At 63.1% G+C, this 25070-nt stretch carries 25 protein-coding genes and 1 tRNA gene; 9 read left to right on the top strand and 17 right to left on the bottom strand.

Going from position 1 to position 25070, the window contains the following annotated elements:
* Positions 1–29: 29 nt before the first annotated feature.
* The 9 genes from HFRIS_RS18690 to HFRIS_RS18650 all read right to left on the bottom strand — a co-directional run bounded on the left by HFRIS_RS18690 (position 30) and on the right by HFRIS_RS18650 (position 5883).
* Positions 30–1283 carry an NADH-quinone oxidoreductase subunit D gene (locus HFRIS_RS18690; protein ID WP_006712942.1) on the bottom strand — a complete coding sequence of 418 codons (1254 nt, stop codon included), beginning with the start codon at positions 1281–1283 and terminating at the stop codon, positions 30–32.
* Positions 1283–1879 (bottom strand): NADH-quinone oxidoreductase subunit C, encoded by a 597-nt coding sequence (locus HFRIS_RS18685; RefSeq protein WP_039876418.1) that lies wholly within the window; start codon positions 1877–1879, stop codon positions 1283–1285. Before HFRIS_RS18685 ends, HFRIS_RS18690 begins: the two co-directional genes overlap by 1 nt.
* A gap of 9 nt (positions 1880–1888) precedes the next feature.
* Positions 1889–2365, bottom strand: coding sequence for a NuoB/complex I 20 kDa subunit family protein (locus HFRIS_RS18680; protein ID WP_006712940.1), 477 nt, complete (start codon positions 2363–2365; stop codon positions 1889–1891).
* Between the two features lie 3 nt (positions 2366–2368).
* Entirely contained in the window at positions 2369–2728 is a 360-nt protein-coding gene (locus HFRIS_RS18675) for an NADH-quinone oxidoreductase subunit A (protein WP_006712939.1), read from the bottom strand.
* A 119-nt stretch (positions 2729–2847) separates the two neighbouring features.
* Positions 2848–2932 (bottom strand) — tRNA-Leu (locus HFRIS_RS18670).
* 109 nt (positions 2933–3041) lie between these two features.
* Positions 3042–3416 (bottom strand): preprotein translocase subunit SecG, encoded by a 375-nt coding sequence (gene secG / locus HFRIS_RS18665; RefSeq protein WP_077235632.1) that lies wholly within the window; start codon positions 3414–3416, stop codon positions 3042–3044.
* 82 nt (positions 3417–3498) lie between these two features.
* A complete protein-coding gene (gene tpiA / locus HFRIS_RS18660) occupies positions 3499–4248 on the bottom strand; it encodes a triose-phosphate isomerase (RefSeq protein ID WP_006712936.1) in 750 nt (249 codons plus the stop codon).
* A gap of 102 nt (positions 4249–4350) precedes the next feature.
* Positions 4351–5328, bottom strand: coding sequence for an NAD(P)H-quinone oxidoreductase (locus HFRIS_RS18655; protein WP_006712934.1), 978 nt, complete (start codon positions 5326–5328; stop codon positions 4351–4353).
* 27 nt (positions 5329–5355) lie between these two features.
* Positions 5356–5883: a winged helix DNA-binding protein gene (locus HFRIS_RS18650; protein ID WP_006712932.1), complete on the bottom strand. Its 528-nt coding sequence runs from the start codon at positions 5881–5883 to the stop codon at positions 5356–5358.
* Between the two features lie 211 nt (positions 5884–6094).
* On the opposite strand from HFRIS_RS18650, the gene pxpB reads away from it, so the two are divergent.
* The 6 genes from pxpB to HFRIS_RS18620 all read left to right on the top strand — a co-directional run bounded on the left by pxpB (position 6095) and on the right by HFRIS_RS18620 (position 11541).
* Positions 6095–6748, top strand: a complete 654-nt coding sequence (pxpB, locus tag HFRIS_RS18645; RefSeq protein ID WP_006712930.1) for a 5-oxoprolinase subunit PxpB — start codon at positions 6095–6097, stop codon at positions 6746–6748.
* Positions 6745–7779 carry a 5-oxoprolinase subunit C family protein gene (locus tag HFRIS_RS18640; protein WP_006712929.1) on the top strand — a complete coding sequence of 345 codons (1035 nt, stop codon included), beginning with the start codon at positions 6745–6747 and terminating at the stop codon, positions 7777–7779. The genes pxpB and HFRIS_RS18640 overlap by 4 nt, the downstream gene beginning before the upstream one ends.
* 10 nt (positions 7780–7789) lie before the next feature.
* Entirely contained in the window at positions 7790–8530 is a 741-nt protein-coding gene (gene pxpA / locus HFRIS_RS18635; RefSeq protein ID WP_006712927.1) for a 5-oxoprolinase subunit PxpA, read from the top strand.
* A 213-nt stretch (positions 8531–8743) separates the two neighbouring features.
* Positions 8744–9472: a DUF969 domain-containing protein gene (locus HFRIS_RS18630; protein WP_006712925.1), complete on the top strand. Its 729-nt coding sequence runs from the start codon at positions 8744–8746 to the stop codon at positions 9470–9472.
* Positions 9469–10455, top strand: a complete 987-nt coding sequence (locus tag HFRIS_RS18625) for a DUF979 domain-containing protein (protein WP_006712924.1) — start codon at positions 9469–9471, stop codon at positions 10453–10455. Before HFRIS_RS18630 ends, HFRIS_RS18625 begins: the two co-directional genes overlap by 4 nt.
* Positions 10456–10536: 81 nt before the next feature.
* On the top strand, positions 10537–11541 hold the full coding sequence (locus HFRIS_RS18620) for a DUF2891 domain-containing protein (protein ID WP_006712922.1): 1005 nt from the start codon (positions 10537–10539) through the stop codon (positions 11539–11541).
* 84 nt (positions 11542–11625) lie between these two features.
* On the opposite strand, the gene HFRIS_RS18615 is transcribed toward HFRIS_RS18620, so the two are convergent.
* The 3 genes from HFRIS_RS18615 to rpsO form a co-directional block, all read right to left on the bottom strand.
* A complete protein-coding gene (locus tag HFRIS_RS18615) occupies positions 11626–12918 on the bottom strand; it encodes an NAD(P)/FAD-dependent oxidoreductase (RefSeq protein WP_006712920.1) in 1293 nt (430 codons plus the stop codon).
* 348 nt (positions 12919–13266) lie between these two features.
* A complete protein-coding gene (gene pnp, locus HFRIS_RS18610; protein ID WP_006712918.1) occupies positions 13267–15402 on the bottom strand; it encodes a polyribonucleotide nucleotidyltransferase in 2136 nt (711 codons plus the stop codon).
* Between the two features lie 330 nt (positions 15403–15732).
* Entirely contained in the window at positions 15733–16002 is a 270-nt protein-coding gene (gene rpsO / locus HFRIS_RS18605; RefSeq protein ID WP_006712917.1) for a 30S ribosomal protein S15, read from the bottom strand.
* 214 nt (positions 16003–16216) lie between these two features.
* Between rpsO and HFRIS_RS18600 the strand changes: the two genes are divergently transcribed.
* A complete protein-coding gene (locus HFRIS_RS18600) occupies positions 16217–16741 on the top strand; it encodes a hypothetical protein (RefSeq protein WP_006712916.1) in 525 nt (174 codons plus the stop codon).
* Between the two features lie 80 nt (positions 16742–16821).
* On the opposite strand, the gene HFRIS_RS18595 is transcribed toward HFRIS_RS18600, so the two are convergent.
* The 4 genes from HFRIS_RS18595 to HFRIS_RS18580 form a co-directional block, all read right to left on the bottom strand.
* A complete protein-coding gene (locus tag HFRIS_RS18595; protein ID WP_006712915.1) occupies positions 16822–18174 on the bottom strand; it encodes a GntP family permease in 1353 nt (450 codons plus the stop codon).
* Between the two features lie 240 nt (positions 18175–18414).
* Entirely contained in the window at positions 18415–18798 is a 384-nt protein-coding gene (locus HFRIS_RS18590) for a RidA family protein (protein WP_006712914.1), read from the bottom strand.
* 72 nt (positions 18799–18870) lie between these two features.
* Positions 18871–20361: an N-acyl-D-amino-acid deacylase family protein gene (locus tag HFRIS_RS18585; RefSeq protein ID WP_006712913.1), complete on the bottom strand. Its 1491-nt coding sequence runs from the start codon at positions 20359–20361 to the stop codon at positions 18871–18873.
* A 1-nt stretch (position 20362) separates the two neighbouring features.
* A complete protein-coding gene (locus HFRIS_RS18580; RefSeq protein ID WP_006712912.1) occupies positions 20363–21247 on the bottom strand; it encodes a MurR/RpiR family transcriptional regulator in 885 nt (294 codons plus the stop codon).
* A gap of 161 nt (positions 21248–21408) precedes the next feature.
* Here HFRIS_RS18580 and HFRIS_RS18575 point away from each other — a divergent pair, with 161 nt between their 5' ends.
* Positions 21409–22701, top strand: a complete 1293-nt coding sequence (locus tag HFRIS_RS18575; protein WP_006712911.1) for an amino acid deaminase — start codon at positions 21409–21411, stop codon at positions 22699–22701.
* Between the two features lie 81 nt (positions 22702–22782).
* Positions 22783–23706 carry a sugar kinase gene (locus tag HFRIS_RS18570; RefSeq protein ID WP_006712910.1) on the top strand — a complete coding sequence of 308 codons (924 nt, stop codon included), beginning with the start codon at positions 22783–22785 and terminating at the stop codon, positions 23704–23706.
* Positions 23707–23719: 13 nt separating this feature from the next.
* On the opposite strand, the gene HFRIS_RS18565 is transcribed toward HFRIS_RS18570, so the two are convergent.
* Positions 23720–25048, bottom strand: coding sequence for a tetratricopeptide repeat protein (locus HFRIS_RS18565; RefSeq protein WP_006712909.1), 1329 nt, complete (start codon positions 25046–25048; stop codon positions 23720–23722).
* Between the last annotated feature and the right edge of the window lie 22 nt (positions 25049–25070).

Raw genomic sequence — 25070 nt, 5'->3', positions numbered from 1 at the left:
GCCCGCCTTGACTCTTACTCTCGTTCGACTTACCGGTCGATTTCCCCGAACACGATGTCCTGGGTACCGATGATGGTGACCGCGTCGGCAATCATGTGACCCTTGGCCATTTCGTTCAGGGCCTGCAGGTGGGCAAAGCCCGGAGCGCGAATCTTCAGGCGGTACGGCTTGTTGGCACCGTCCGAGACCAGGTAGACACCGAACTCGCCCTTCGGATGCTCGACGGCGGCATACGCTTCGCCGGCAGGCACGCGGAAACCTTCGGTAAACAGCTTGAAGTGGTGGATCAGGTCTTCCATGTTGGACTTCATGTCCGCACGCTTGGGAGGAGCGATCTTGTGGTTGTCGGTGATGACCGGACCCGGGTTGTTGCGCAACCATTCCACGCACTGCTTGATGATGCGATTCGACTGGCGCATTTCAGCCACGCGCACCAGGTAACGGTCGTAGCAGTCGCCGTTCTTGCCCACGGGGATATCGAAATCCATCAGGTCGTACACTTCGTACGGCTGCTTCTTGCGCAGGTCCCAGGCGATGCCCGAGCCACGCAGCATCGGACCGGAGAAACCCATCTGCAGCGCACGTTCCGGCGAGACCACACCCACGCCCACCAGACGCTGCTTCCAGATACGGTTATCGGTCAGCAGGGTCTCGTATTCATCGACATAGGTCGGGAAACGGTTGGTGAAGTCTTCGATGAAGTCCAGCAGCGAACCCTGACGGTTTTCGTTCAGTTCGCGGATGGCCTTCTCGTTGCGCACGATCGAAGCCTTGTACTGCGGCATGCTGTCCGGCAGGTCGCGATAGACGCCACCCGGACGGTAGTAGGCCGCGTGCATGCGGGCGCCGGAAACGGCTTCGTAGCAGTCAAAGAGGTCTTCGCGTTCGCGGAAGGCATACAGCAGCACGCCCATTGCACCCACGTCCAGCGCGTGCGCGCCGATCCACATCAGGTGGTTCAGCAGGCGGGTGATCTCGTCGAACATCACGCGGATGTACTGCGCGCGCAGCGGCACTTCCAGACCCAGCAGACGCTCGATGGCCAGCACATAACCGTGCTCGTTGCTCATCATCGAGACGTAGTCCAGGCGGTCCATGTAAGGCACGGACTGCAGGAAGGTCTTCTGCTCGGCCAGCTTTTCAGTGCCACGATGCAGCAGACCGATATGGGGGTCGGCGCGCTGGATGACTTCACCGTCCAGCTCCAGCACCAGACGCAGCACACCGTGCGCGGCCGGGTGCTGGGGACCGAAGTTCAGCGTATAGTTTTTGATCTCTGCCATTATTTGATCCCGTAGTTTTCTTCACGAATGATGCGCGGAGTAATCTCGCGCGGCTCGATCGTCACGGGTTGATAGATGACGCGTTTCTGTTCGGCGTCGTAGCGCATTTCGACATAGCCCGACACCGGGAAGTCCTTGCGGAACGGGTGGCCGATGAAACCATAGTCGGTCAGGATGCGGCGCAGGTCGGGGTGGCCGTCGAACAGGATGCCGTAGAAGTCGAAGGCTTCGCGTTCGTACCAGCCAGCCGAATTCCAGATCGGATCGACCGATGCCACGATGGGCAGGTCGTCATCCGGTGCGAACACGCGCACACGCACACGCCAGTTGTGCGCAATCGACATCAGGTGCGACACCACGGCAAAGCGCGGTCCTTCCCAGGCGCCGTCGCCATAGGTCGAATAGTCCACGCCGCACAGATCGAGCAGCTGCTCGAAGCGGGTGTCGGCATGGTCACGCAGAACGCGCATGGCCGACAGATAGTCGGCCGCCTTGACCACCACGGTGACTTCACCGAGGGCCACGGTCAGATTCTGAAGATACCCTCCAAGCGCATTACGCAGGGCGGCTTCGAGAGTTTCCAATTTTGTCGTCATACTGCCCTCTTAGCGCGCGATGGTGTTGGTGCGCTTGATCTTGTTCTGCAACTGGATCACGCCATACAGCAGCGCCTCAGCCGTCGGCGGGCAACCCGGAACGTACACGTCCACCGGCACGATGCGATCGCAACCGCGCACCACCGAGTAGGAGTAGTGATAGTAACCACCGCCATTGGCACAGGAGCCCATGGAAATGACCCAGCGCGGCTCCGGCATCTGGTCGTAGACCTTGCGCAGTGCCGGCGCCATCTTGTTGCAGAGGGTGCCGGCCACGATCATCAGGTCGGACTGGCGCGGCGACGGACGGAACACCGCACCGAAGCGGTCCAGATCGTAACGCGAAGCACCGACGTGCATCATTTCAACCGCGCAGCAGGCCAGACCGAAGGTCATGGGCCACAGGGATCCGGTACGGGTCCAGTTGATTACCTTATCCAGCGAGGTGGTAACAAACCCCTCATTCAATACGCCTTCAATAGACATGGCTTACTCCCAATCCAGGGCACCCTTTTTCCAGATGTACCAAAATCCGACAACAAATTCAGCGATGAAGACCATCATCGTGACGAAACCTTGCCAGCCCAGCTCACGCATGGACACGCCCCAAGGGAAGAAGAAGGCGGTTTCCAGATCAAACAGGATGAACAGGATGGCGATCAGGTAGTAGCGCACATCGAACTTCATGCGCGCATCTTCGAATGCTTCGAAACCGCATTCGTAAGGAGAAGTTTTTTGAGCGTCCGGCTTATGCGGACCGAGAAGACGACCGAGGAGCTGGGGAGCGACACCGACACCGATGCCGACAAGAATAAACAGGAGGACTGGGAAGTAATTTTCGAGGTTCACGATTGGCCGCTATGCGTTGGTTTATCGATGGGAATGATTCTCAATATCAATCAGAAACTTCCTCGACAAAAAGCCAGCTCAGGCACTAGGACCTTCGCTGGCTTTTCATTTCATTTCTATGGTGCCGACGACGAGACTCGAACTCGTACAGCTTTCGCCACTACCCCCTCAAGATAGCGTGTCTACCAATTTCACCACGTCGGCCTGAGACTGCTATTGTACCTTCATTTGTTACTCTTGTTCAATGCACAATCAGCTAAAAAGAAAGATTCTTCTATGTTTATTCCGGGATTATTCCAGAATGCGCAAAGGCTTATTTCGGAATCTGATTCGACTGGTCAGCCGGCTTGGCAGCATCAGCCGGGGCAGCAGGAGCGGCCGGCGCAGCTTGTTGGGCAGGAGCGGCCGGCGCCTGCAGATTATCCATCACGCCGCCGCTTTGCGCCACGTGATGATTGCCGATGAACGTCAGACCCAGGGTCGCGACGAAGAAGATGCCGGCTGCCACGGCGGTCGACTTGGACAGGAAGTTCGACGACCCGGTAGCACCAAACAGGCTGCCGGACGCGCCGGAGCCAAAGGCTGCCCCCATGTCGGCACCTTTACCGTGCTGCAACAGCACCAGACCGATGATCGCCAGCGCCGCCAGCACCTGAACTACAACCACAACCAAAAACAAAGTATTCATTTAAACAAGTCCACTCTTGATGTTTCAATTGCCCGCTGCCGAAGTATCCCTTCCGCAACTGACAAACCCCTTACTCTACCCTTCAGGCCGCCGCGTTGACGATGACCAGAAAATCCGTTGCCTTCAGTGCCGCGCCGCCGATGAGACCACCATCGATATCGGCCATGGCCAGCAATTGCTGCGCGTTGTCCGGCTTCATGCTGCCGCCGTACAGGATGCGCACCTTGGCGGCTGCCTCGGCACTCTTGGCACCCAGGCGCGCACGCAACATGGCATGTACTTCCTGCGCCATTTCCGGCGTCGCCGTCTTGCCGGTGCCGATGGCCCAGACAGGCTCGTAAGCCACCACGATGCGCGCCGCATCCTCAACGCTCAAGGCCGTCAGCACCACATCGAGCTGACCACCCACGATTTCATTGGTCTGGCCGGCCTCACGCTGCTCCAGCGTCTCACCCACGCAGACCACCGGCACCAGGCCGGCACTCAGCGCTGCCACTGTCTTGGCCGCCACCGCTGCGTCGGATTCGCCATGGTAGGCGCGACGCTCGGAGTGGCCGAGGATGACGTATTGCACGCCGAATTCCAGCAGCATCGATGCCGACACCTCACCGGTGTAGGCACCGGAGGCGTGGGCCGACATGTCCTGCGCACCCAGCGCCACGGCCGAACCGGCGACGGCGCCCTGCACCTGTGCCAGATAAGGTGCCGGAACACATACCGCGACGTCGCAGGCAGCGGCCGGCAGGCCTTCCTTGATGCCGGCCACCAGGGCCGCATTGGCAGCCAGGCTGCCGTTCATTTTCCAGTTACCGGCTACAAGTTTGCGACGCATAGGCTGTGTTCTACGAGATGGGTGTCAATTTGGATAACCTCGTATTGTAGCCGGTTGCTGTAAAGGCGGTCAAACCGGACCGCCCGAGCTTCACCTGCGCGCCTACAGTTCCAGCATGATCTTGCCGATGTGGGCACTCGATTCCATCATCGCGTGCGCCTGGGCCGCCTGCTCCAGCGGGAAGCGCTGGTGGATCACCGGCTTGATCTTGCCGGCTTCGATCAGCGGCCAGACGTGCTGACGCAGATTGGCGGCAATGGCCGCCTTGAACGTCACCGGGCGCGGGCGCAAGGTCGAGCCGGTGATGGTCAGGCGACGACGCATCACCTGCCCCATGTCGAGCTGCCCCTTGGCACCGCCCAGCTGGGCGATGAAGACCAGCCGACCGTCATCGGCCAGCGCCTTGATTTCACGTGGCAGGTAATCCCCACCGACCATGTCCAGGATGACATCCACCCCACGGCCACCGGTCAATTCCTTGACCACGGTCTCGAAATCCTCGGTCTTGTAGTTGATGGCGCGCTCCGCACCGAGCTCTTCGCAGGCCCGGCACTTTTCGGCACTGCCAGCGGTGGCGAACACCCGATGCCCCAGGGCGCGGGCGATCTGGATGGCCGTGACGCCGATCCCGGACGAACCGCCCTGCACCAGCAGGGTTTCCTCGCCCGACAGTTGACCCCGGTCGAAGACATTGCTCCAGACCGTGAAGTAGTTTTCCGGCAGCGCGGCCGCCTCCAGGGCGCTCAGGCCCTTAGGTACCGGCAGACACTGCGCCAGCGGGGCCGCACAGTATTCGGCATAGCCGCCACCCTGCACCAGCGCGCAGACCAGGTCGCCCAGCTTGAAGCCGCTGTCACCCAGCTCACCGGCCACGATCTCGCCGGCCACTTCCAGGCCAGGCAGGTCGGAGGCGCCCGGCGGCACCGGATAGTTGCCGGTACGCTGGAACACGTCCGGACGGTTCACGCCAGCGGCATGCACCTTGATCAACACTTCACCGGGCTTCAACTCCGGCACCGGGCGCTCGCAGGGTTGCAATACCTCGGGGCCGCCAAATTCCTTGATTTCGATTGCTCGCATGGGTCCTGTCCTTGATCGATAGTAGGTTCAGAGCGACGCTGCGGCGCGCGCAGCCGTGTCATAGAGCCCGGAGGCATTGCGCAACAGCTGGGCCGCCTGGCCGATGTCGTGATTGGAGACGCCGCTTTCGGCCTGAGTCTCGATGAGGCAGCGCTCGCGCACCTCACGGTAACGCATGCACAGCGCCTGCCCCTCGGGCGTGGTGGAAAACAGCAGTTCCTTGCCGGCCTTCTCGCTCTGCACCAGACCGGCCTTCACCAGCTTCTTCAATGCATAGGTGACCACGTGAGTATCTTCGACGTTCAATACAAAGCAGATGTCGGCCAGCTTCTTCTTGCGCTCGCGGTGGTTCACGTGGTGTAGCAGGGAGACTTCGATGGCCGTCATGTCCTTGGCGCCGGCGGCCGACATGCAGCGCACCATCCAGCGGTTGAAGGCGTTGCCCGCCATGATCAGTCCGTATTCCAGCTCGGACATCTCGGCACTGCGCTCGGAAACCAGATGCTGGGAAGAGACGATCTGGGGTGCGTTGGAAGGTGGGTTGGGCTGGTTCATCAGGGCAAGTTCAGTCACGACAAAATGGCAACACTATATCGCAAAGCAAAATAAATAATTTATCGACACATTGTCTGTATTTTGCGCGGAAGGTAATATCGGCATCCAGGTAGTCGCCTTAAATTTACAAGCCGACAAGAACTGCCGCCGATTCACGCGCCGACGCCATCACGGGCCGATCGCTTCATCCATACCGAGCAACAACAAGAACATGCAGCCCCCGAAGATTCATCCGCTAGGCGACAGCGCGCTGCTCTGCAGCCTGCCCGCGCCTGCGAGCCTGCCCCAGCAGCAACGCATCTGGAACCTGGCCCAATTGGCCGCCCAATGGGACGAAGTCAGCGAAGTGGTCCCCGGCATGAACAACCTGACCCTGTTCCTGCACCGCCCGGTGCGTGATCTGGACACCTTGCGCGAACGCATCACGCAAGCCTGGCCCGGTCAGCATGCCAGCCGCTACCAGGGCCGCGTGGTCGAGATCCCGGTGGTCTACGGCGGCGATGCTGGCCCCGACCTGGAGAACGTGGCGCGCCACACCGGCCTGTCCAGGGAGGAAGTGATCCGCCGCCATAGCGCCGGTGACTACGTGGTCTATTTCCTCGGCTTCATGCCGGGCTTTGCCTACATGGGTGGCCTGGCCCCGGAACTGGCCACGCCACGCCACACCACCCCGCGCATGACCATTCCTGCCGGTTCGGTGGGCATCGGCGGCGAGCAGACCGGCATCTACCCGATGCCCTCGCCCGGCGGCTGGCAGGTGATCGGCCAGACCGCCCTGCACCTGTTCGACCCGGCCCAGGAACCGCCGACGCTGCTGCGTCCGGGCGACCATGTGCGCTTCACCGTGGAAAGGATCGACGCATGATCGAGATCCTCCAACCCGGCATGCTGGCCTCGGTACAAGACCTCGGACGGCCCGGCCATCGCAGCCAGGGCATCCATCCCGGTGGCGCCCTCAACGCACTGGCGCTGGCCAGCGCCAACCTGCTGGTCGGCAATGCGCCCGGCGCCGCCGGCATCGAGATCACCATGGGCCTCTGCGAACTGCGCTTCGGTCGCGCCACCCGCATTGCACTGGGCGGTGACGATATCGGTGCCACGCTCGACGGCAAACCGATATCGGCCTGCTGGAGCCTGCCGGTCAGCGCCGGCAGCGTGCTGCGCCTGGCCCCGGTGGCGTCCGACCTGCCGCAGCACCCGGCGCGCCACAGCATGCGCAGCTACCTGGCGGTGGCCGGCGGCATCGATGTGCCCATGGTCCTGGATTCACGCAGCACCGACCTGAAAGCCGGCTTCGGTGGGCATCAGGGACGCGCCCTCAAGCGTGGCGACAAACTTGCCGTCGGCGACGACCAGGCCGCCCTGCGCGCAGTCAGCGGCCCAGCCTTCGGTGTCCGCGCCCCCGACTGGAGCCACAACGACCTGCCAGCGCATCAGCGCGGCGGGCATATCACGCTGCGCGTCTTGCCCGGCCCCGAGATCGAGGAATTCACCAAGGCCGCACGCGAAGCCTTCTGGTCCGCGCCCTGGCGCATCACCCCCAGCAGCAACCGCATGGGCTACCGGCTGGAAGGCGAAGAGCTCAAGCGCAAACACGCCCGCGACATGCTCTCCCATGGCGTGGTGCCGGGCGTGATCCAGGTCCCCCCTTCGGGCCAGCCCATCATCCTGATGGGTGATGCCCAGACCACCGGGGGCTATCCCAAGATCGGCGTGGTCATCGGCGCCGACCTGTGGAAGCTGGCGCAGGCCCCGCTCAATGCCACCCTGCGGCTTGAGCCCTGCACCCTGGAGCAAGCCCTGCTCGCGGCCGAGCAACAGCAGCGCTATCTCGATACCATCCGCGATACCGTGGCGGCGCTGGACTGGTCGCGCGCCACGCTCTACAAGAAATGAGGATTACGCCATGCACATCGACCTGAATGCCGATCTCGGCGAAGGCTGCGACACCGATGAAGAGCTGCTGACCCTGGTCAGCTCGGCCAACATCGCCTGCGGCTGGCATGCCGGCGACGCCGCCACCATGCGCCGCTGCGTGCGCTGGGCAATCCAGAACCACGTCGCCATCGGCGCCCACCCCAGCTTCCCCGATCGCGAAAACTTCGGCCGCAGCACCATGCACCTGCCGCCCGAGGAAATCGTCAGCGGCATGCTCTACCAACTCGGTGCACTGGACGCCATCGTGCGCGCCGAAGGCGGCCGCCTGCGCCACGTCAAGCCGCATGGTGCGCTCTACAACCAGGCCGCCAAGGATGCCGTGCTGGCCAACGCCATCTGCGCCGCCATCCGCACCTTCAATCCCGAACTGAGCCTGGTTGGCCTGGCCGGCAGCGAACTGATTGCCGCCGCCCGTCATGCCGACCTCGATGCGGTGGAAGAAGTCTTCGCCGATCGCGCCTATGAGGCCGACGGCAGTCTGGTGGCGCGCAGCAAGCCAGGTGCCATGATCGAGAACGATCAGGATGCCATCGCCCAGACCCTGATGCTGGTCCAGCAAAAGCAGGTCAAGGCCGTCGACGGCAGCATCGTCAGCGTGAACGCCCAGACCGTCTGCCTGCACGGAGACGGCCCGCATGCGCTGGATTTTGCGCGGCAGATCCGCGCCCGCCTGCATGAAGAACGCATCACCGTGCGTGCCGCGGCCTGAACAGCTCGTCGGCGCTAGCGCGCCTCACGAATTGCCCGGTCCTCCGGACAAATTGCAGTACCCATAACAATTAGAAATGTCGAAGCTGGGAGACCATGAGATCGCGACTACTCCATGCCTGCGTCCACCAGGACGCATCAGCAGGGAGGCCACGGTTAGGCTGGCATGGCCCTTGCAGCGACTGGTTCAACTCATTCACAACCAGGAGTCTTCATGGAGAGCACGACACTATTGCCACTGATCGGGATACCGATCGTCGTGGCCGGATTTGCACTACGTTTCAACCCGCTGCTGGTGGTTACGGTCGCGGGGCTGACGACCGGACTCTCGGTCGGCATGGATTTCGGCATGCTGCTGGAAACCTTCGGCGAGAAGTTCGTCAACAGCCGTTCCCTGGCGACCTTCCTGCTGATCCTGCCCATTATCGGGCTGCTCGAACACTACGGTCTGAAGGAACGTGCACAAGCCTGGATTTCAGGCATTGCCAGCGCCACTTCCGCGCGCATCCTGATGCTCTATTTCCTGCTGCGTGAAGGAACTGCCGCGCTGGGTCTGATCTATCTCGGCGGCCAGGCGCAGACCGTGCGTCCGCTGCTGGCGCCGATGGCCGAGGGAGCCGCCGTCAACGCCTATGGCGAAGACCTGCCGCAACCCATCCGCGACAAGATCAAGGCACACGCCGCCGCCTGCGACAACATCGCCGTGTTCTTCGGCGAAGACATCTTCATCGCCTTCGGCGCCGTCCTGCTGATGGATGCCTTCCTCAAGGAAAACGGCATCACCAACATCGAACCGCTGCACATCGGCCTGTGGGCCATCCCCACCGCCCTCTCGGCGCTGGTGATCCACATGTTCCGCCTGACCCGCCTGGACGCCTCCATCAGCCGCGACGTGGATGCCTGGAAAGCCGGCCAAAACGACTCTTCCAAGGTGGCCGCATGAACACGCTCATTTCCATCAACCGCATCTACTACCTCATCGGCATCATCGTCATGATGCTGGTGGTGATGACCCTGCGCGACAAGGGCAACCCCAAGCGCCTGAGCACGGCACTGTTCTGGTTCCTGTTCGGCGCCGTCTTCCTGTTCGGCGACCTGCTGGTGGAGAACCTGGGCAAGTCCATGGGTCACCGCATCATCGGCGCTACCGTCATCATCATCTCGCTCATCGCCGGCACCGGCATGCTTTCCATGGGCAGCTACGCCACTTCGAGCTACGAAGAACGCGTGAGCTCGGCCAAGCGTCTGGGCAACTGGCTATTCTTCCCCGCCGTGCTGATCCCGGTGATCACGGTGGCCTGTACCGTGCTGCTCAAGGGCGTATCGGTTGGCGGCGTGATGCTGCTGGACCAGAAGCAACTGACCCTGGCCGCACTCTGCGTAGCCTGTATCTGCGCCCTCATCGCCGGTTGCGTGCTGACCCGTGGCACGCCGCTGCAGGCAGTGCGCCAGTCGCGCCGGCTGGTGGACTCGATCGGCTGGGCCGCCATCCTGCCGCTGATGCTGGCCATGCTGGGAGGCGTCTTCGTGGCCGCCAAGACCGGCACCTCGGTACAGCAGGTGGTGAGCCTGTTCGTCAATCCGGACAACCGTTTCCTGGTGGTGGTGATCTATTGCGTGGGCATGGCACTGTTCACCATGGTGATGGGGAACGCCTTTGCCGCCTTCCCGGTGATGAGCGCGGGCATCGCCCTGCCCTTCCTGATCGTCGGCCATCATGCCGACCCGGCACCGCTGGTGGCCATCGGCATGTACTCCGGCTACTGCGGGACCTTGATGACTCCCATGGCCGCCAACTACAACATCGTGCCGGCTGCACTGCTGGAACTGAAGAACAAGTACCAGGTCATCAAGGTACAGATTCCGACCGCCCTGACGCTGCTGACGGTCAACGTGTTCCTGATGTATTTCCTGGCTTTCCGCTGATCGTATCGGCGAGCCTGAAGTGGCCGTCCAAGCGCGGCCACTTCGTTCCATCCCTGCCTCATGAAGTCCAAGGAATCCCCCATGCAACTCACCATCGAACGGGCAGAAGACTTTGCCCGCATGCCACTGGCCTATCTGCGCCAGGAATATCCCAACCACATCATGCATGTGCTCCATGGCGCAGCAGACGTGCTCTCGCCGCGCGCCATGCATCCGGTGTTCTACGGCTGCTACGACTGGCACTCGGCGGTCCATGGCTTCTGGCTGCTGCTGCGCTGCGTGCAACGTTTCCCGGCCCTGCCGGCACGCAGCGACATCGAAGACATCTTCGATGAGCACTTCACGCGGGAACTGATGGAACGCGAGACCGATTACTTCCGCGTCGGCGGTCGCGGCCCCTTCGAACGCCCCTATGGCTTCGGCTGGATCCTGGCGCTGGACCAGGAACTGGCACAGTCGGCCCTGCCCCGCGCCGCTGCCTGGCGCAGCGCCATGGCACCGCTGACCATGGAAATCCGCAGCCGCCTGCTGGACTATCTCTCCAAGCTCAGCTATCCCATCCGCGTGGGTACCCACTACAACACCGCCTTCGCACTGGCGCTTTCGCTGGACTATGCGCGCCACGTGCAGGACAGCGAACTGGAAACGGTCATCGTAGACAGTGCCCTGCGGTATTTCAGCAAGGACACCGACTATCCCGCTCACTATGAACCGGGTGGAGACGAGTACATTTCCGGCGCGCTGACCGAAGCGCTCCTGATGAGCAAGGTTCTTTCCAGCGCCGACTTCCCCGCCTGGTTCGACCGCTACCTGCCGCGCGTGGCCGAGGTCTCGCAGATCATGCAGCCGGCGCATGTCTCGGACCCAACCGATCCCAAGATCGCCCACCTGGATGGCCTGAACCTGTCCCGCGCCTGGTGCATGAAGACCGTGCTGCGACACCTGCCCGCCACCCACGCGGCACGCGCTGCCATGGAGACCTCCGTACAGCGTCACATCGGTGCCTCCATCGATCAGGTGGTCGGCAGCCACTACAGCGGCGGCCACTGGCTGGCCAGCTTCGCCATGCTGGCGCTGGAAGACTGAGGCCGACACCCTGTCTCCACACAGCACAACGCCCGCGCTTCCAGCCATGGAAACGCGGGCGTTGTTTCTGCGAGGCGGCGAAAACTACTCGGCCACTTCCTTGCGCAATGAGGGCGCTTCGGCCTGCGTGGGCAGGGTCGCCGAGATCACCCGCGCACTGCGCTTGAAGGTGAAGTAGGCCCAGGCCCAGTCGGCCATCACCATGATGCGGTTGCGGAAGCCGATCAGGAAGTACACGTGCACGAACAGCCAGAACAACCAGGCCGGGTAGCCCGAGAACTTCAGCTTGCCGACCATGGCGATGGCGGCCTTGCGACCGATGGTGGCCAGCGAACCGTAGTCCTGATAGACGAAGGTCTCGGGCTTCTGTCCCGCGATGCGATGCCTGATATTGCGCGCCGCCACCCGCCCCATCTGCTTGGCCGCCGGCGATACGCCCGGTACCGACTTGCCATCGGACTGCGCGGCCGCCAGGTCACCGATCACATACACATCCTCATGCCCGGCGATATTGAGCTCCGGCGACACCGGAACGCGACCGGCACGGTCCACCTCGACCCCGAGCTGCTTGCCCAGCGGCGAGGCCGCGACCCCCGCCGACCAGATCACGGTGCGCGTGGCCAGGCTCTGCTCGCCGTCGAAATTGGCATAGCGCACGCAGGTCTCGTCGATATGCACCACGCGACAACCGGTACGCACATCCACACCCAGCTTTTGCAACTGCTCGCGCGCCTTTTCCGACAGGTCCGGCGGATAGGCCGCCAGCACCCGCTCCGAGCCTTCCACCAGCACCACCCGCGCCGAATGCGGATCGATGTTGCGGAATTCGCCAGACAAGGTATGCCGGGCGATTTCCACCAGCGTCCCGGCCATTTCCACGCCGGTGGCACCACCGCCGATGACGGTAAAGGTCAGCCACTCCTGGCGGCGCCGCGCATCGGTTTCGCGCTCGGCCCGCTCGAAGGCCATCAGGATGCGCTTGCGGATCTCGAAGGCATCTTCCAGCGTCTTCAGACCCGGCGCCAGCGCGCTCCACTCGTCGTGACCGAAATAGCTGTGGGTGGAGCCCGCCGCGACGATCAGATGGTCATAGGACAGCACGCTGCCGTCTTCCAGCGTGACGCTCTTGCCGGCGGTATCGATGCCGGTGACTGCCGCCATCAAGGTGGTCAGGTTGCTCTGGTGCGCCAGGATGGCGCGGATCGGCGCACTGATGGCCGGCGCCGACAACCCGGCCGTTGCCACCTGGTACAGCAGCGGCTGGAACAGGTGGTGGTTGCTGCGATCGATCATGGTGATGCGCAGGTCGGCACTGGCCAGCTCGCGCGCGGCAGCCAGGCCGCCGAATCCACAACCGATGATGATGACATGGGGCATCGCCTTCCTTTCAAAAGTAATGTGTTGTTCTGCCTGTATGTACCCACCGGCTCGCGCCGGATCAGGCACTACAGATGTCCCCTACTCTCTATTCGGATGCACCTGCAGACGGGCGCGCGGCTCCCCTTGCGGCCGTGACACCCGGGGACATCGCAGCAAGCTTGATGTCCCTCATTGCAGAAGGACAGGTTCTCATACTTTTGGTTCGAAATCACTGGGACAGATTGTCCCGGCCGGCAAGCACGCAAGCGCATGCGCCCAAAGAAAAATCCCCCACGCCGCGAGGCATGGGGGATTTTTCTGTCGGTGACCCGCCGGCAGCCTTGTCAGCGCCCGCGCAGCCTGGACTTACTGCGGGTCTTGCGGAGCAGCTTCGCCACCCTCTTCAGCCTGGGCAGCCTTCATCGACAGCTTCAGGCGACCGCGGTCGTCGGTCTCCAGGACCTTCACGCGTACTTGCTGGCCTTCCTTCAGGTAGTCAGCCACGGCATTGACGCGCTCGTTGGCGATCTGGCTGATGTGCAGCAGACCATCCTTGCCCGGCAGGACCTGGACGATGGCGCCGAAGTCCAGCAGCTTCAGGACGGTGCCTTCGTAGATCTTGCCCACTTCCACGGAAGCGGTCAGCTCTTCGATACGGCGCTTGGCTTCCTGGCCAGCCGATGCATCCACGGAGGCGATGGTGACCACGCCTTCGTCGCTGATGTCGATCTGGGTGCCGGTTTCTTCGGTCAGCGCACGGATCACGGCGCCGCCCTTGCCGATCACGTCACGGATCTTTTCCGGATTGATCTTGATGGTGATCAGGCGCGGTGCGAAGTCGGACAGCTCGGCACGACCGGCCGGGACGGCTTCCTGCATCTTGTCCAGGATGTGGTGGCGGCCTTCCTTGGCCTGCTCCAGCGCGACCTGCATGATTTCCTTGGTGATGCCCTGAATCTTGATGTCCATCTGCAGTGCCGTGATGCCACTGGCAGTACCGGCCACCTTGAAGTCCATGTCGCCCAGGTGATCTTCATCGCCCAGGATGTCGGTCAGCACGGCAAACTTGTTGCCTTCCTTGATCAGACCCATGGCGATACCGGCCACGTGCGACTTCATCGGCACGCCGGCGTCCATCAGTGCCAGGCAGCCGCCGCAGACCGATGCCATCGAGGAGGAGCCGTTGGACTCGGTGATTTCCGAGACCAGGCGCACCGAGTAGCTGAACTCGTCAGCTGCCGGCAGTGCGGCGATCAGCGCGCGCTTGGCCAGGCGGCCGTGACCGATTTCACGACGCTTCGGGGTACCCACGCGACCGGTTTCGCCGGTGGCGAACGGAGGCATGTTGTAGTGGAGCATGAAGCGGTCGGTGTATTCGCCCAAGAGGCCGTCGATCTTCTGCTCGTCACGGGCGGTGCCCAGGGTCGCGATGACCAGGGCCTGGGTTTCGCCACGGGTGAACAGGGCCGAGCCGTGGGTACGCGGCAGCACGCCGGTACGGATCGAGATCGGACGCACGGTGCGGGTGTCGCGACCGTCGATACGCGGTTCGCCTTCCAGGATCTGCGAACGCACGATCTTGGCTTCCAGGTCGAACAGGATGGAACCGACTTCGGCAGCGTCAGCAGCCACGCCGTTGTTGGCAGCGGCTTCAGCGACCAGGGCTTCGTTGACCTGGGCCGAGACGGCCTTCAGCTTCTCGGTACGGGCTTGCTTGTCCTTGGTCTGGTAGGCTTCGCGCAGCGGGCCTTCGGCCAGTTGCGACACGCGGGCGATCAGGGCTTCGTTCTTGGCCGGCGCGGTCCACTGGACTTCCGGCTTGCCACCGTCGCGCACCAGCGCGTGGATGGCTTCGATGACGGCCTTGGACTGGTCGTGACCGAACACGACCGCGCCCAGCATCACTTCTTCGGACAGTTGGTCGGCTTCGGATTCCACCATCAGCACGGCGGTTTCGGTACCGGCCACCACCAGATCCAGTTGCGAGGACTTCAGCTGGGTCTGGGTCGGGTTCAGGACGTACTGACCGTCGATGTAGGCCACGCGGGCGGCGCCCACCGGGCCGTTGAAAGGGATGCCGGCCAGCGACAGGGCAGCCGAGGCGCCGATCATGGCGGGGATGTCCGGATCGATTTCAGGGTTCACCGACAGCACGTGGATGATCACCTGGACTTCGTTGAGGTAGCCTTCCGGGAACAGCGGGCGGATCGGGCGATCGATCAGGCGCGAGGTCAGGGTTTCCTTTTCGGAGGGCTTGCCTTCACGCTTGAAGAAACCACCGGGGATACGACCGGCAGCATAGGTCTTCTCGATGTAGTCGACCGTCAGGGGGAAGAAATCCTGGCCGGGCTTGGCTTCCTTGCGGGCCACCACGGTAGCCAGGATCACGGTGTCTTCCACCGAGACCACGACGGCGCCGGAGGCCTGGCGGGCGATTTCGCCGGTTTCCAGGGTGACTTGATGCTGACCGTACTGGAAGGTCTTGCTTACTTTATTGAACACGGTATTTCCTTTCTTTTATGGAGCCTGCCCCGACTGTGTCCGCGGTGCGCGACTTCCTTTTGCCGACAGATTTTCAGGCGCTGTCGTTCACCTCACCACAGTGGCCGGCGAAACCGGTCACTCACGACGAACGCGGCATTGATCAAACAAACAGCCTGCCGCGATGAAACAATGATCTATTCCTGCCCGGAGGGCGTTGCGCTCCGTTGCGCCCCGGCCTACGCCTGAGCTTGCGGAATCGCAAAAAACAAAATGCCCGCGTCAACGAGTGACGCAGGCATTTCGTGGTGGTCCCGGGGCTGACCCCGGAGACCCAGACGCGAAGTCAAATTACTTACGCAGACCGAGTTTCTCGATCAGGGCGCGGTAACGGTCGGCGTCCTTGTTCTTCAGGTAGGACAGCAGGCTCTTGCGACGGTTGACCATCTTGATCAGGCCACGACGGGAGTGGTGATCCTTGACGTGGGCCTTGAAGTGGCCGTTCAGGTCGTTGATGCGTGCGGTCAGCAGCGCGACTTGCACTTCCGGAGAACCGGTGTCGTTCGTGCCGCGGGCGTTTTCGGAGATAATGGCAGCCTTGGCTGCTTTTTCGATGGACATTGCTTTTACCTTTCACAAGCGGTGTGCGGAGCGTCAAATGATGTGCCCTGCATACCGTGAACAAAAAATGAGAATCCGGCCAACTCGACCGGACGCGAAATTATATAGCAAAAAGCCATTCCAACCAACATTCGCAGACAGGATCACACCTGAACGCCCCATCCATCCCCGGGCGAAGATGCGATACCGGAATGACCACAAGAGGAAATTGACCATGAAGCAACTCTCCCCCTTCCTGCGCCGCGGCCGCCCGCTACTGGCCGCAGCCCTGCTGGCCAGCGCCGCACTGAGCGGCTGTGCCTCGCTGTTCCAGCCGCCCGTGACGCCCGGCGAGAGCGAAGAACAGGTAGTCGCCCGCCTGGGCGCGCCCAGCAATGTGTATCCGGATGGCGACAGTCGCCTCTTCGAATACGCTGCCGGCGCCTTCGGCCAGTATCAGTACATGGCCCGCATCGGCCCTGATCATCGCCTGGTTTCCTACCAGCAAGTCTGGACGATCGAAAACTTCCGCGCCATCCGCACCAAGCAGGACACCAAGCTTGACGTGCTGCGTCGGGTCGGCCGCCCCACCGAAGTGACACGCTATGCCCGCATCCCCTTCGAGGCCTGGAACTACGGTTTCAAGGAAAGCGGCGTATGGAATTCGCAGATGACCGTCTACTTCACCGACCAGGGCATCGTGGAAAAGGTCGAGAACGGCCCCGACCCGCGCTTCGACGACACCCGCTCGCGCTTCTGACCCGCCCATTGCCGCCATGAAAAAGGCCGCCCGCTCTGCACTGCAGCGGGCGGCCTTGTCACGAAGACGGTCGGTCAGGCTCAGACCACGGTGGCCAGCGCCAGCGTGAACAGCAGGGCCAGCACCGAGACCAGCGTTTCCATCACGGTCCAGGTCTTGAAGGTCTGCGGCACGGTCATGTTGAAGTATTCCTTGACCAGCCAGAAACCGCCGTCATTGACGTGCGACAGGATCAGCGAACCGGCACCGGTGGCCAGCACCATCAACTCCGGACGCACGCCACCGACGGTGGAGACGATGGGCGCGACGATGCCGCAGGCGGTGGTCATGGCGACCGTGGCCGAACCGGTGGCCACGCGGATCAGTGCAGCGACGAACCAGCCCAGGATCAGCGGCGACAGATGTGCATCGGTGGCGATACCGACGATGGCCTTGGAGACGCCGCCATCCATCAGGATGCGACCGAAGCCGGCACCCGCACCCACCACCAGCGTGATGCTGGCGATCGGGGCCAGACATTCGTTGCTGAATTTCAGGATCTGGTCGGCGCCGAAACCACGGGCGCGACCGAAGGTCCAGAAGCTCACCAGGGTGGCGATCAGGAGCGCGATGACCGAATTGCCGATCAGGCGCAGGAAGTCATTGGCGAAGGTCTTGGGCGCGAAGAACAGGTCAGCCCAGCTACCGATGAGCATCAGTGCCACCGGCAACAGGATGGTGAAGAGCGTGATGCCGAAGCCCGGCAGTTCACGGTCCTTCTTGCTGTCATCGACGAATTGCGAGATCAGCGGATTGTCCGGATCGGGAATCACCACCTTGGAGATCAGCTTGCCGAAGATCGGGCCGGCGATGATGGCCGTGGGAATACCCACGATCAGCGCAAACAGGATGGTGCGACCGATATCGGCGCTATAGGCGGTCACCGCCAGCAGCGCAGCCGGGTGCGGCGGAATCAGACCGTGCACCACCGACAGGCCTGCGACCATGGGGATGCCCACCAGCACCATGTTGGTACCGGTACGCTTGGCGACGTTGAAGGCGATCGGCACCAGCAGCACGAAACCGACTTCGAAGAACACCGGCAGACCGACGATGAAGGCCACCGTCATCATGGCCCAGTGCACGTTCTTTTCACCGAAGGCCTTGATCATGGTGTTGGCGATGCGCTCGGCGCCACCGGACTCGGCCATCATCTTGCCCAGCATGGTACCCAGCCCCACCACCAGTGCGATGTGACCCAGCGCGTTGCCCACGCCGGTTTCGAAGGCCTTGACGATGTTACCCATCGGCATGCCCACGGACAGGCCCAGCAGCAGCGAGACCACGATCAGCACGATGAACGGATTCATCTTGAATTTGGCGATCAGCACGATCAGTGCAATCACCGCTACCAGTGCATAGACCAGTAGCGCACTCCCTTGTACAGCCTCCATCTGTTGCTCCTCTTCAGAAGGTAAAAAGACACCCGCCGGCGATACCACACCCCTGCCGGCAAACATGAACTGCCAAATCGAACAGAACTCTTGAAACGCTCAGATGAATCAAATGATTTAAATAATTTAGATTATTGATACGACTCAAATCATCAGACTCACATCATTCACTGCGGCGACTTCATCGGCAGGCCGCATCGGGATACTTGACGACCCCTTCGATGCCAGCCCGCCAGGCCATCAGCGCTTGAAGGCCACGCAATCGACCTCGACCTTGCAATCCACCACCATGCTCGACACCACGCAGGCGCGGGCCGGGGGATTGGCGCCGAAGTATTCCTTGAAGACCTTGTTGAAGGACTGGAAGTCGCGCGCGTCATCCAGCCAGACGCCACAGCGCACCACGTGTTCCGGTCCGTAGCCGGCTTCCTTCAGGATCGCCAGCACGTTCTGGATGGCCTTGTGCGATTGCGCCACGATGCCGCCATCGATCACTTCGCCGTTTTCCATGGCCACCTGACCCGACACGTACAACCAGCCGTCAGCGGCCACTGCGCGTGCGAATGGCAGATGCTGACCACCGGTACCGCTGCCGCCTTCCACGCCAAATCGTTGAATACTCATTGCTGCTCCTTCACTTTGATTCACATTGAAACTTGAAAAACCGAAAAAAACCTAAGCCCGGCTTCACCGTATTCAGGCGGCTTCCTTCTGCAATTTGCGCGCCAGGAAGCGACCGGAGCGTACAGCGGTGGCCTGCTTGTCCTGGCCGCGATAGGCCAGCTGGCCGTTGACCCAGACGCCCTCGATGCCATGTGCCGGCTGCATCGGATCGGTAAAGCTGGCCGCATCACGGATGGTGTCGGCATCGAACAGCACCAGGTCGGCGTGATAGCCAACCCGCACGAAGCCGCGCAGGTCCAGCCCGAAGCGCTGCGCCGACAGGCCGGTCATCTTGTGCACGGCGGTGGCCAGCGAGAACAGCTTCTGTTCGCGGCTGTAATAGCCCAGCACGCGCGGGAAGGCGCCCCACAGGCGCGGGTGCGGCAGCGGATCGTTGGGCAGACCGTCGGAACCGACCACGGTGGCCGGGTGCGAGAGGATGCGATTGACATCGTCATCGGACATGCAGTGATAGACCGCGCCGGCCGGCATCAGGCGCCCAGCCGCCGTATGCAGGTCCACACCCCACTCGGCGGCGATCTGCTTCAACATCTTGCCGCCCTGCTCCGGATGCGGCTCGGACCAGGTGACCTGGATGTCGTAGTCGGCCGTCACCTGCTTCAGATCCAGCGTGGACGAGCTGGCGGTATAGGGATAGCAGTCGCAGCCCACGTGCTGGTGCCGCGCCGCCGCCTCCAGCGCCTGCAGCACTTCGCTGCTGCGGCCCCAGTTTTCCACGCCGGCACATTTCAGGTGCGAAATCACTACCGGCACGCGGGCATGCTTGCCGATACGGAAGGCCTCGTCCATGGCCTCGAGGATGTCGGCAAATTCGCTGCGCAGGTGAGTGGCATACATGCCGCCGAACTCGGCCAGCGGTTCGGCCAGGGACAGCACCTCCTCGGTGGGCGCATTGATGGCATTGCCGTAGGCCAGACCCGTGGAGAGGCCAAGCGCGCCGTGCTCCAGCGCCTCGCGCAACTGGGTGCGCATGCCGTCGATTTCGCTCTGCGTGGCAGCGCGATCCAGACGGTCCATATGGTTGTTGCGCAGGGCCGTGTGGCCGACCAGCGCGGCCACGTTGATGGACGGTTGCGCGGCATTGACGGCCTCGACATAGCTGGCAAAGGTCGGATAGTGGAAGGCCTCGGATTTGCCCAGCAGGTTCATCGGGTCCGGCGGATCGGCCTTGAGCGTGACCGGCGCGGCGCTGATGCCGCAATTGCCGACCACGACCGTAGTCACCCCCTGCGAAAGCTTGGGGAACATCTCCGGGGTGCGGATGACGTTGGTGTCGTCATGCGTATGCACGTCGATGAAGCCGGGCGAGAGCACGCGGCCGGTGGCATCGATCTCCTGCGCGGCATGCCAGTGATCGAGCTGGCCGATGGCGGCAATGCGGCCCTTGTGGACGGCCACGTCGAGCACCTGGGGCTCGGCGCCGGAACCGTCGATCACCAGGGCGCGGCGGAACAGGGTATCGCAGCGACGCTCCCCGTCCTCGGTATGGGTGGTGGATATCATGTCAGTCTCCCAGCGGCTGGTGCAGGTCGCCCCCGCCGCGATGTGCGTCGAGCACGTACTTGAGGCGGCGCAGCCGCTCCTGGCTGCTTTCCTTGTGCAGCAGGGCCAGCTCCAGCACCAGCATGTCCAGCGTCGCCATCATGGCGTAGCGCGACGAGGACGGTTTGAAAATCAGGTCGGTCTCCAGCGTCTTGATGGGCAAGAGCACATCGGCCAGCCTGGCCAGTGGCGAACCGAGGGCGGTGATGGCGATCAGCTTGACGCCGTATTCCCGCGCCACCTCGCAGCTGGCCAGCAGTTCCGGCACGCTGCCGGTGGTGGAGAAGACCAGCAGCACGTCTTCCTTGTCCAGGGTGGCGGCCACCATCTTCTGCAGCACCGCGTCGTGGTAGGTCGCCACCGGTCGCCCCAGGCGTACCAGGCGATAGCGCGCCTCGTCGGACATCATGGTCGAGCCGCCGCCCATGCCGAAGCAGTAGATCATGCGCGCGCCCTGCAGCAGGTGCGCGGCTTGCATCAGCATGTCGGGGTTGAGCATGGCGCGATTCAGTTCCAGCACCGCATGGATGTCGCGATAGACCACGTCGGCCAGTTCCGGCGGCTGTTCCGACGGCAGGGTCTTGGCGCCATCGAAGAAGCGCTGGCCCACCGCCACCGCCTGTGCCAGCAGGAACTTGAATTCACGCACGTCGCGGCAGCCCATGGCCTTGGCAAAGCGTGTCACGCTGGCCACCGACACCCCGGCCTTCTCGGCCAGCTCACCGATGCTGGCGCTGGCGGCGGCCGAGAGGTCGCCCAGGATGGCCTCGGCCACCTTCTGTTCGGCCAGTCGCAAGGTGCTGCTACGCTCGCTGATGCGGGAAATGATGTCCAATGTCTGCGCCATGGGGTGAAAGGATCAGGTCGGCGGAAAATACCCGGAAAAGTGCATGCCGGATGCACCAAAAAGAGCCGCGAAAATAATTTATGTTATTTACTAACACGGCGTAAACATAGTAAATTCAAGGCTATTATTACGTCAATCCTAATTTCACAGGAATTAATGCGATGAATGATACAAACTACCACGGACCTTATCAGCCAGGCATCGTCGACCCGCTCAACAAGGGTCTGGGCGCCCTGCCCCAGCCGCTGTCGCCGCAGCAGGCCGGCAGCGTGCGCTGGAACCTGCTCAACGAGGACATCAGCCTGCCTGCCGCGGTGTTGTATGAAGAAAAGATCGCCCACAACCTGAAGTGGATGCAGGAATTTGTCGGCCAATACCAGGTCAAGCTGGCCCCGCACGGCAAGACCACCATGGCGCCCAAGCTGTTTGCGCGCCAGCTCGACACCGGCGCCTGGGGCATCACCCTGGCCACTGCGCACCAGACCCTGGCGGCCTACCACCACGGCGTGCGCCGCGTGATCATGGCCAACCAGCTGGTGGGCAAGCGCAACATGGCCATCATCTCGGAGCTGCTGGCCGACCCCTCATTCGAATTCTTCTGCCTGGTCGATTCGGCCGATCTGGTGGAGCAGCTCGGCCGCTTCTTCGCCGAACGCAAGCAAACCCTGAACGTACTGCTGGAACTGGGCCCGGCCGGCGGTCGCACCGGCGTGCGCGATGCCGACCAGCAGGCTGCCGTGCTGGCCGAGATCGAACGCTGGGACAGCCTCGCCCTGGCCGGGGTGGAAGTGTATGAAGGCGTGCTCAAGGAAGAGGTCGATATCCGCCGCTTCCTGCAACGCGCCGTGGCCTGTATCGGCGATCTGGCCGCGCAGGGCAAGCTGGCGCGCCGCCTGGCGCACGGTCCGGCAGTGCTGACCGGGGCCGGTTCGGCCTGGTACGACGTGGTGGCCGAAGAGTTCGGCCAGGCCGATATCGGTGCGGCCCTGGACGTGGTGCTGCGCCCGGGCTGCTACCTGACCCACGACGTGGGCATCTACCGCGCCGCGCAGGCCCAGATCCAGGTGCGCAATCCGGTGGCGCACAGCATGCGCAGCCAGTTGCAGCCGGCGCTGCAGCTATGGGCCTACGTGCAATCCATCCCGGAAAGCGACAAGGCCATCATCGCCCTGGGCAAGCGCGACGCCGCTTTCGATGCCGGCCTGCCGGCACCGGTGACGCGCTTCCGTCCGGGCCATGACACCCAGCCGCAGGCCACCCCAGCGCACTGGGAAGTCACCGGCATGATGGACCAGCACGCCTACCTCAAGATCACCGCAGGCGACGACATCAAGGTCGGCGACATGATCGCCTTCGACATCTCGCACCCCTGCCTGACCTTCGACAAGTGGCGTCATCTGGTGGTGGTGGATGCGCGCTTCGATGTCACCGACATCGTGCAGACCTTCTTCTGAGGCCGCCCGGTTCATCCGGGTTTCCATCCCGGTTTTTATTCATTTTCGTTCCTGCGTACTTCGACTTCGTTTCAGCACAACATGAGCAAGCAGATCCTCGCCTATGGCGAAGCCATGGTGGAATTCAACCAGAGCATCGCGTCGCCGCGCAATTTCCTGCAGGGATATGGCGGCGACACCTCCAACTTCGCCATCGCCGCCGCCCGCCAGGGTGCGGCCTCGGCCTATATCAGCGCCGTCGGCGACGATCATTTCGGGCAGGACCTGCTGGCCCTGTGGCAGCGCGAACAGGTCGACGTGCAGCACGTGGCCGTGCGCCCGGGCGCCAGCACCGGCATCTACTTCGTCACCCATGACGACAGCGGCCATCAGTTCCACTACCGCCGCGCCGGCTCGGCGGCCAGCCAGTACCAGGCGGCCGACCTGCCGCTGGAGAGCGTCGCCAGCGCGGCTGCCCTGCACCTGTCGGGGATCAGCCTGGCCATCAGTGAAAGCGCCTGCGAAGCAGGCCTGGCCGCCATGGCCCAGGCCCGTGCAGCCGGCGTGCCGACCTCGCTGGATACCAATCTGCGTCTGCGTCTGTGGTCGCTGGAGCGCGCCCGCGAAAAGATGGAACAGGCCTTCGGCCTGTGCGATATCTGCCTGCCGAGCTGGGAAGATGTGTCCATGCTGACCGGACTGGAAGATCGCGACGCCATCGTCGATCGCCTGCTGGGCTATGGCGTGCAACTGGTGGCCTTCAAGCTGGGCAAGGAAGGCTGCTACGTGGCCACACCCCAGGAGCGGCGCATGGTGGCGCCCTATCCGGTACAGGCGCTGGATGCCACCGGCGCCGGTGACTGCTTCGGTGGCGCCTTCATGGCCGAGCTGATGCGCGGCAGCGATCCCTTCGCGGCGGCGCGCTACGCCAATGTCGCCGCCGCCCTGTCCACCACCGGCTATGGCGCGGTGGAACCCATCCCCACCCGCAGCCAGGTCGAAGCCGCACTGCACGCGGCGGCCTGAATACCCGATCCGATCAGCGGCGGCGGGCCACCAGCAACATGCCCGCCACCGGCTGTCGCACTTCCTCGCGCAGGATCTCGTCGCTGTCGTGCAGCACCTCCATGCCGTGCGCCTGCAATACCCGCTGTACGTAGTCGCGCCCGTGGCGATAGCGACCGCTGGCATGCAGGCAATAACCGTCCTCGGCGGGGTCATGGGCCGTCAGTGCCTCGACCGTGAAGGCGAAATAGCCGCCACTGCGCAAAGCGCAAGCGACCGCGCCAAAGACCTGATCCAGGTCGCCGAAGTAGATCATCGTGTCGGCGGCGGTGACGAGGTCGCAGGATTGCGGATGCCGCGCCAGGTAGTCGCCGATCTCGGCCTTTTCCAGATGGGCGTAGAGCCCGGTGCTGGCGGCCTTTTCCAGCATCTTGCCGGCCAGGTCGACGCCGATGATGCGATGCGAGAACGGCGCCACCTGGGCCGCGCACAGACCCGTACCGCAGCCGATGTCGACGGTGGCGAACTGGCGTGACGGCGCCAGCAGCCGCGCCAGGCCCTGGGCGATCAGGCTGGGGCCGCGATAGGCCAGGCTTTGCAGCAGGTTGGCCTCGAAGGTCTCGGCGTAGCGGTCGAAGTGCGATTCGATGTAGCGGTCCGAGGCACGGGCGGGCACCTCGTCCTGTGAGCAGGCGGCCAGCATGTGGGCTGCGATCGGGTTGTCCGGTTGCTCTTGCAGCCAGGCGCGATAGGCTTGTGCGGCCTCCTCCAGACGGCCGAGGAAATAAAAGGAAATCCCCACCATCTCCCACGACTTACCCTCCATCGGCGGCAGCACGTAGGCGCGGCACTGGTAATGCGAGGCCTGCATCTTGTCGCCCGCGGCTTCATGCAGGCTGCCCAGGTGCAGCAGGGAGGGCACAAACTCGGGGGCAATCTCCACCGCCCGCTCGAAGGCCGCCATGGCGTCTTCCCGGCGCTCTTGCTGAAGCAGGGCGGCGCCCAGGTTGTTCCAGACGGTGTGGTCTTGCGGCGTCAGCGCCAGCGCGTCGGCGTAGGCCTGCTCGGCGTCTTCCACCTGGCCCAGCGCAAACAGCACGTTGCCCAGGTCGTTGTGCCAGGCTGCGTTGTCGGGCTCCAGCGCGCTGGAAAGCTCCAGCTTGTCCAGCGCTTCTTCATGGCGCCCGGCCTGATGCAGCCAGATGCCGTAGAAGTGCAATGCCACCGGCTCGATGGGATCCTCTTCCAGCACCGCCTCGTAGACAGCACGGGCCTCGTCCAGGCGCCCGGCCATGTGGGCGTCGATCGCCGCGTGCAAACGGACCTGGTGGGCGTGCTGCGTCTGCTGCTGCGGTTCAGGCATGGACTGGTCTCCCGGAAAGGAC

The sequence above is a fragment of the Herbaspirillum frisingense GSF30 genome (genome assembly GCF_000300975.2).
In the GTDB taxonomy this organism is placed as follows: domain Bacteria; phylum Pseudomonadota; class Gammaproteobacteria; order Burkholderiales; family Burkholderiaceae_D; genus Herbaspirillum; species Herbaspirillum frisingense.
The sequence above is the reverse complement of the archived record's forward strand: the minus strand, read 5'-3'. Positions and strand labels throughout refer to the sequence as shown.

What these genes read in the sequence shown, in the direction of transcription:
- HFRIS_RS18690 (WP_006712942.1), bottom strand. Translation starts at nt 1,283, where the DNA reads ATGGCAGAGATCAAAAACTATACGCTGAACTTCGGTCCCCAGCACCCG.
- HFRIS_RS18685 (WP_039876418.1), bottom strand. Translation starts at nt 1,879, where the DNA reads ATGACGACAAAATTGGAAACTCTCGAAGCCGCCCTGCGTAATGCGCTT.
- HFRIS_RS18680 (WP_006712940.1), bottom strand. Translation starts at nt 2,365, where the DNA reads ATGTCTATTGAAGGCGTATTGAATGAGGGGTTTGTTACCACCTCGCTG.
- secG (WP_077235632.1), bottom strand. Translation starts at nt 3,416, where the DNA reads ATGAATACTTTGTTTTTGGTTGTGGTTGTAGTTCAGGTGCTGGCGGCG.
- tpiA (WP_006712936.1), bottom strand. Translation starts at nt 4,248, where the DNA reads ATGCGTCGCAAACTTGTAGCCGGTAACTGGAAAATGAACGGCAGCCTG.
- HFRIS_RS18655 (WP_006712934.1), bottom strand. Translation starts at nt 5,328, where the DNA reads ATGCGAGCAATCGAAATCAAGGAATTTGGCGGCCCCGAGGTATTGCAA.
- HFRIS_RS18650 (WP_006712932.1), bottom strand. Translation starts at nt 5,883, where the DNA reads ATGAACCAGCCCAACCCACCTTCCAACGCACCCCAGATCGTCTCTTCC.
- pxpB (WP_006712930.1), top strand. Translation starts at nt 6,095, where the DNA reads ATGCAGCCCCCGAAGATTCATCCGCTAGGCGACAGCGCGCTGCTCTGC.
- HFRIS_RS18640 (WP_006712929.1), top strand. Translation starts at nt 6,745, where the DNA reads ATGATCGAGATCCTCCAACCCGGCATGCTGGCCTCGGTACAAGACCTC.
- pxpA (WP_006712927.1), top strand. Translation starts at nt 7,790, where the DNA reads ATGCACATCGACCTGAATGCCGATCTCGGCGAAGGCTGCGACACCGAT.
- HFRIS_RS18630 (WP_006712925.1), top strand. Translation starts at nt 8,744, where the DNA reads ATGGAGAGCACGACACTATTGCCACTGATCGGGATACCGATCGTCGTG.
- HFRIS_RS18625 (WP_006712924.1), top strand. Translation starts at nt 9,469, where the DNA reads ATGAACACGCTCATTTCCATCAACCGCATCTACTACCTCATCGGCATC.
- HFRIS_RS18620 (WP_006712922.1), top strand. Translation starts at nt 10,537, where the DNA reads ATGCAACTCACCATCGAACGGGCAGAAGACTTTGCCCGCATGCCACTG.
- HFRIS_RS18615 (WP_006712920.1), bottom strand. Translation starts at nt 12,918, where the DNA reads ATGCCCCATGTCATCATCATCGGTTGTGGATTCGGCGGCCTGGCTGCC.
- rpsO (WP_006712917.1), bottom strand. Translation starts at nt 16,002, where the DNA reads ATGTCCATCGAAAAAGCAGCCAAGGCTGCCATTATCTCCGAAAACGCC.
- HFRIS_RS18600 (WP_006712916.1), top strand. Translation starts at nt 16,217, where the DNA reads ATGAAGCAACTCTCCCCCTTCCTGCGCCGCGGCCGCCCGCTACTGGCC.
- HFRIS_RS18595 (WP_006712915.1), bottom strand. Translation starts at nt 18,174, where the DNA reads ATGGAGGCTGTACAAGGGAGTGCGCTACTGGTCTATGCACTGGTAGCG.
- HFRIS_RS18590 (WP_006712914.1), bottom strand. Translation starts at nt 18,798, where the DNA reads ATGAGTATTCAACGATTTGGCGTGGAAGGCGGCAGCGGTACCGGTGGT.
- HFRIS_RS18585 (WP_006712913.1), bottom strand. Translation starts at nt 20,361, where the DNA reads ATGATATCCACCACCCATACCGAGGACGGGGAGCGTCGCTGCGATACC.
- HFRIS_RS18580 (WP_006712912.1), bottom strand. Translation starts at nt 21,247, where the DNA reads ATGGCGCAGACATTGGACATCATTTCCCGCATCAGCGAGCGTAGCAGC.
- HFRIS_RS18575 (WP_006712911.1), top strand. Translation starts at nt 21,409, where the DNA reads ATGAATGATACAAACTACCACGGACCTTATCAGCCAGGCATCGTCGAC.
- HFRIS_RS18570 (WP_006712910.1), top strand. Translation starts at nt 22,783, where the DNA reads ATGAGCAAGCAGATCCTCGCCTATGGCGAAGCCATGGTGGAATTCAAC.
- HFRIS_RS18565 (WP_006712909.1), bottom strand. Translation starts at nt 25,048, where the DNA reads ATGCCTGAACCGCAGCAGCAGACGCAGCACGCCCACCAGGTCCGTTTG.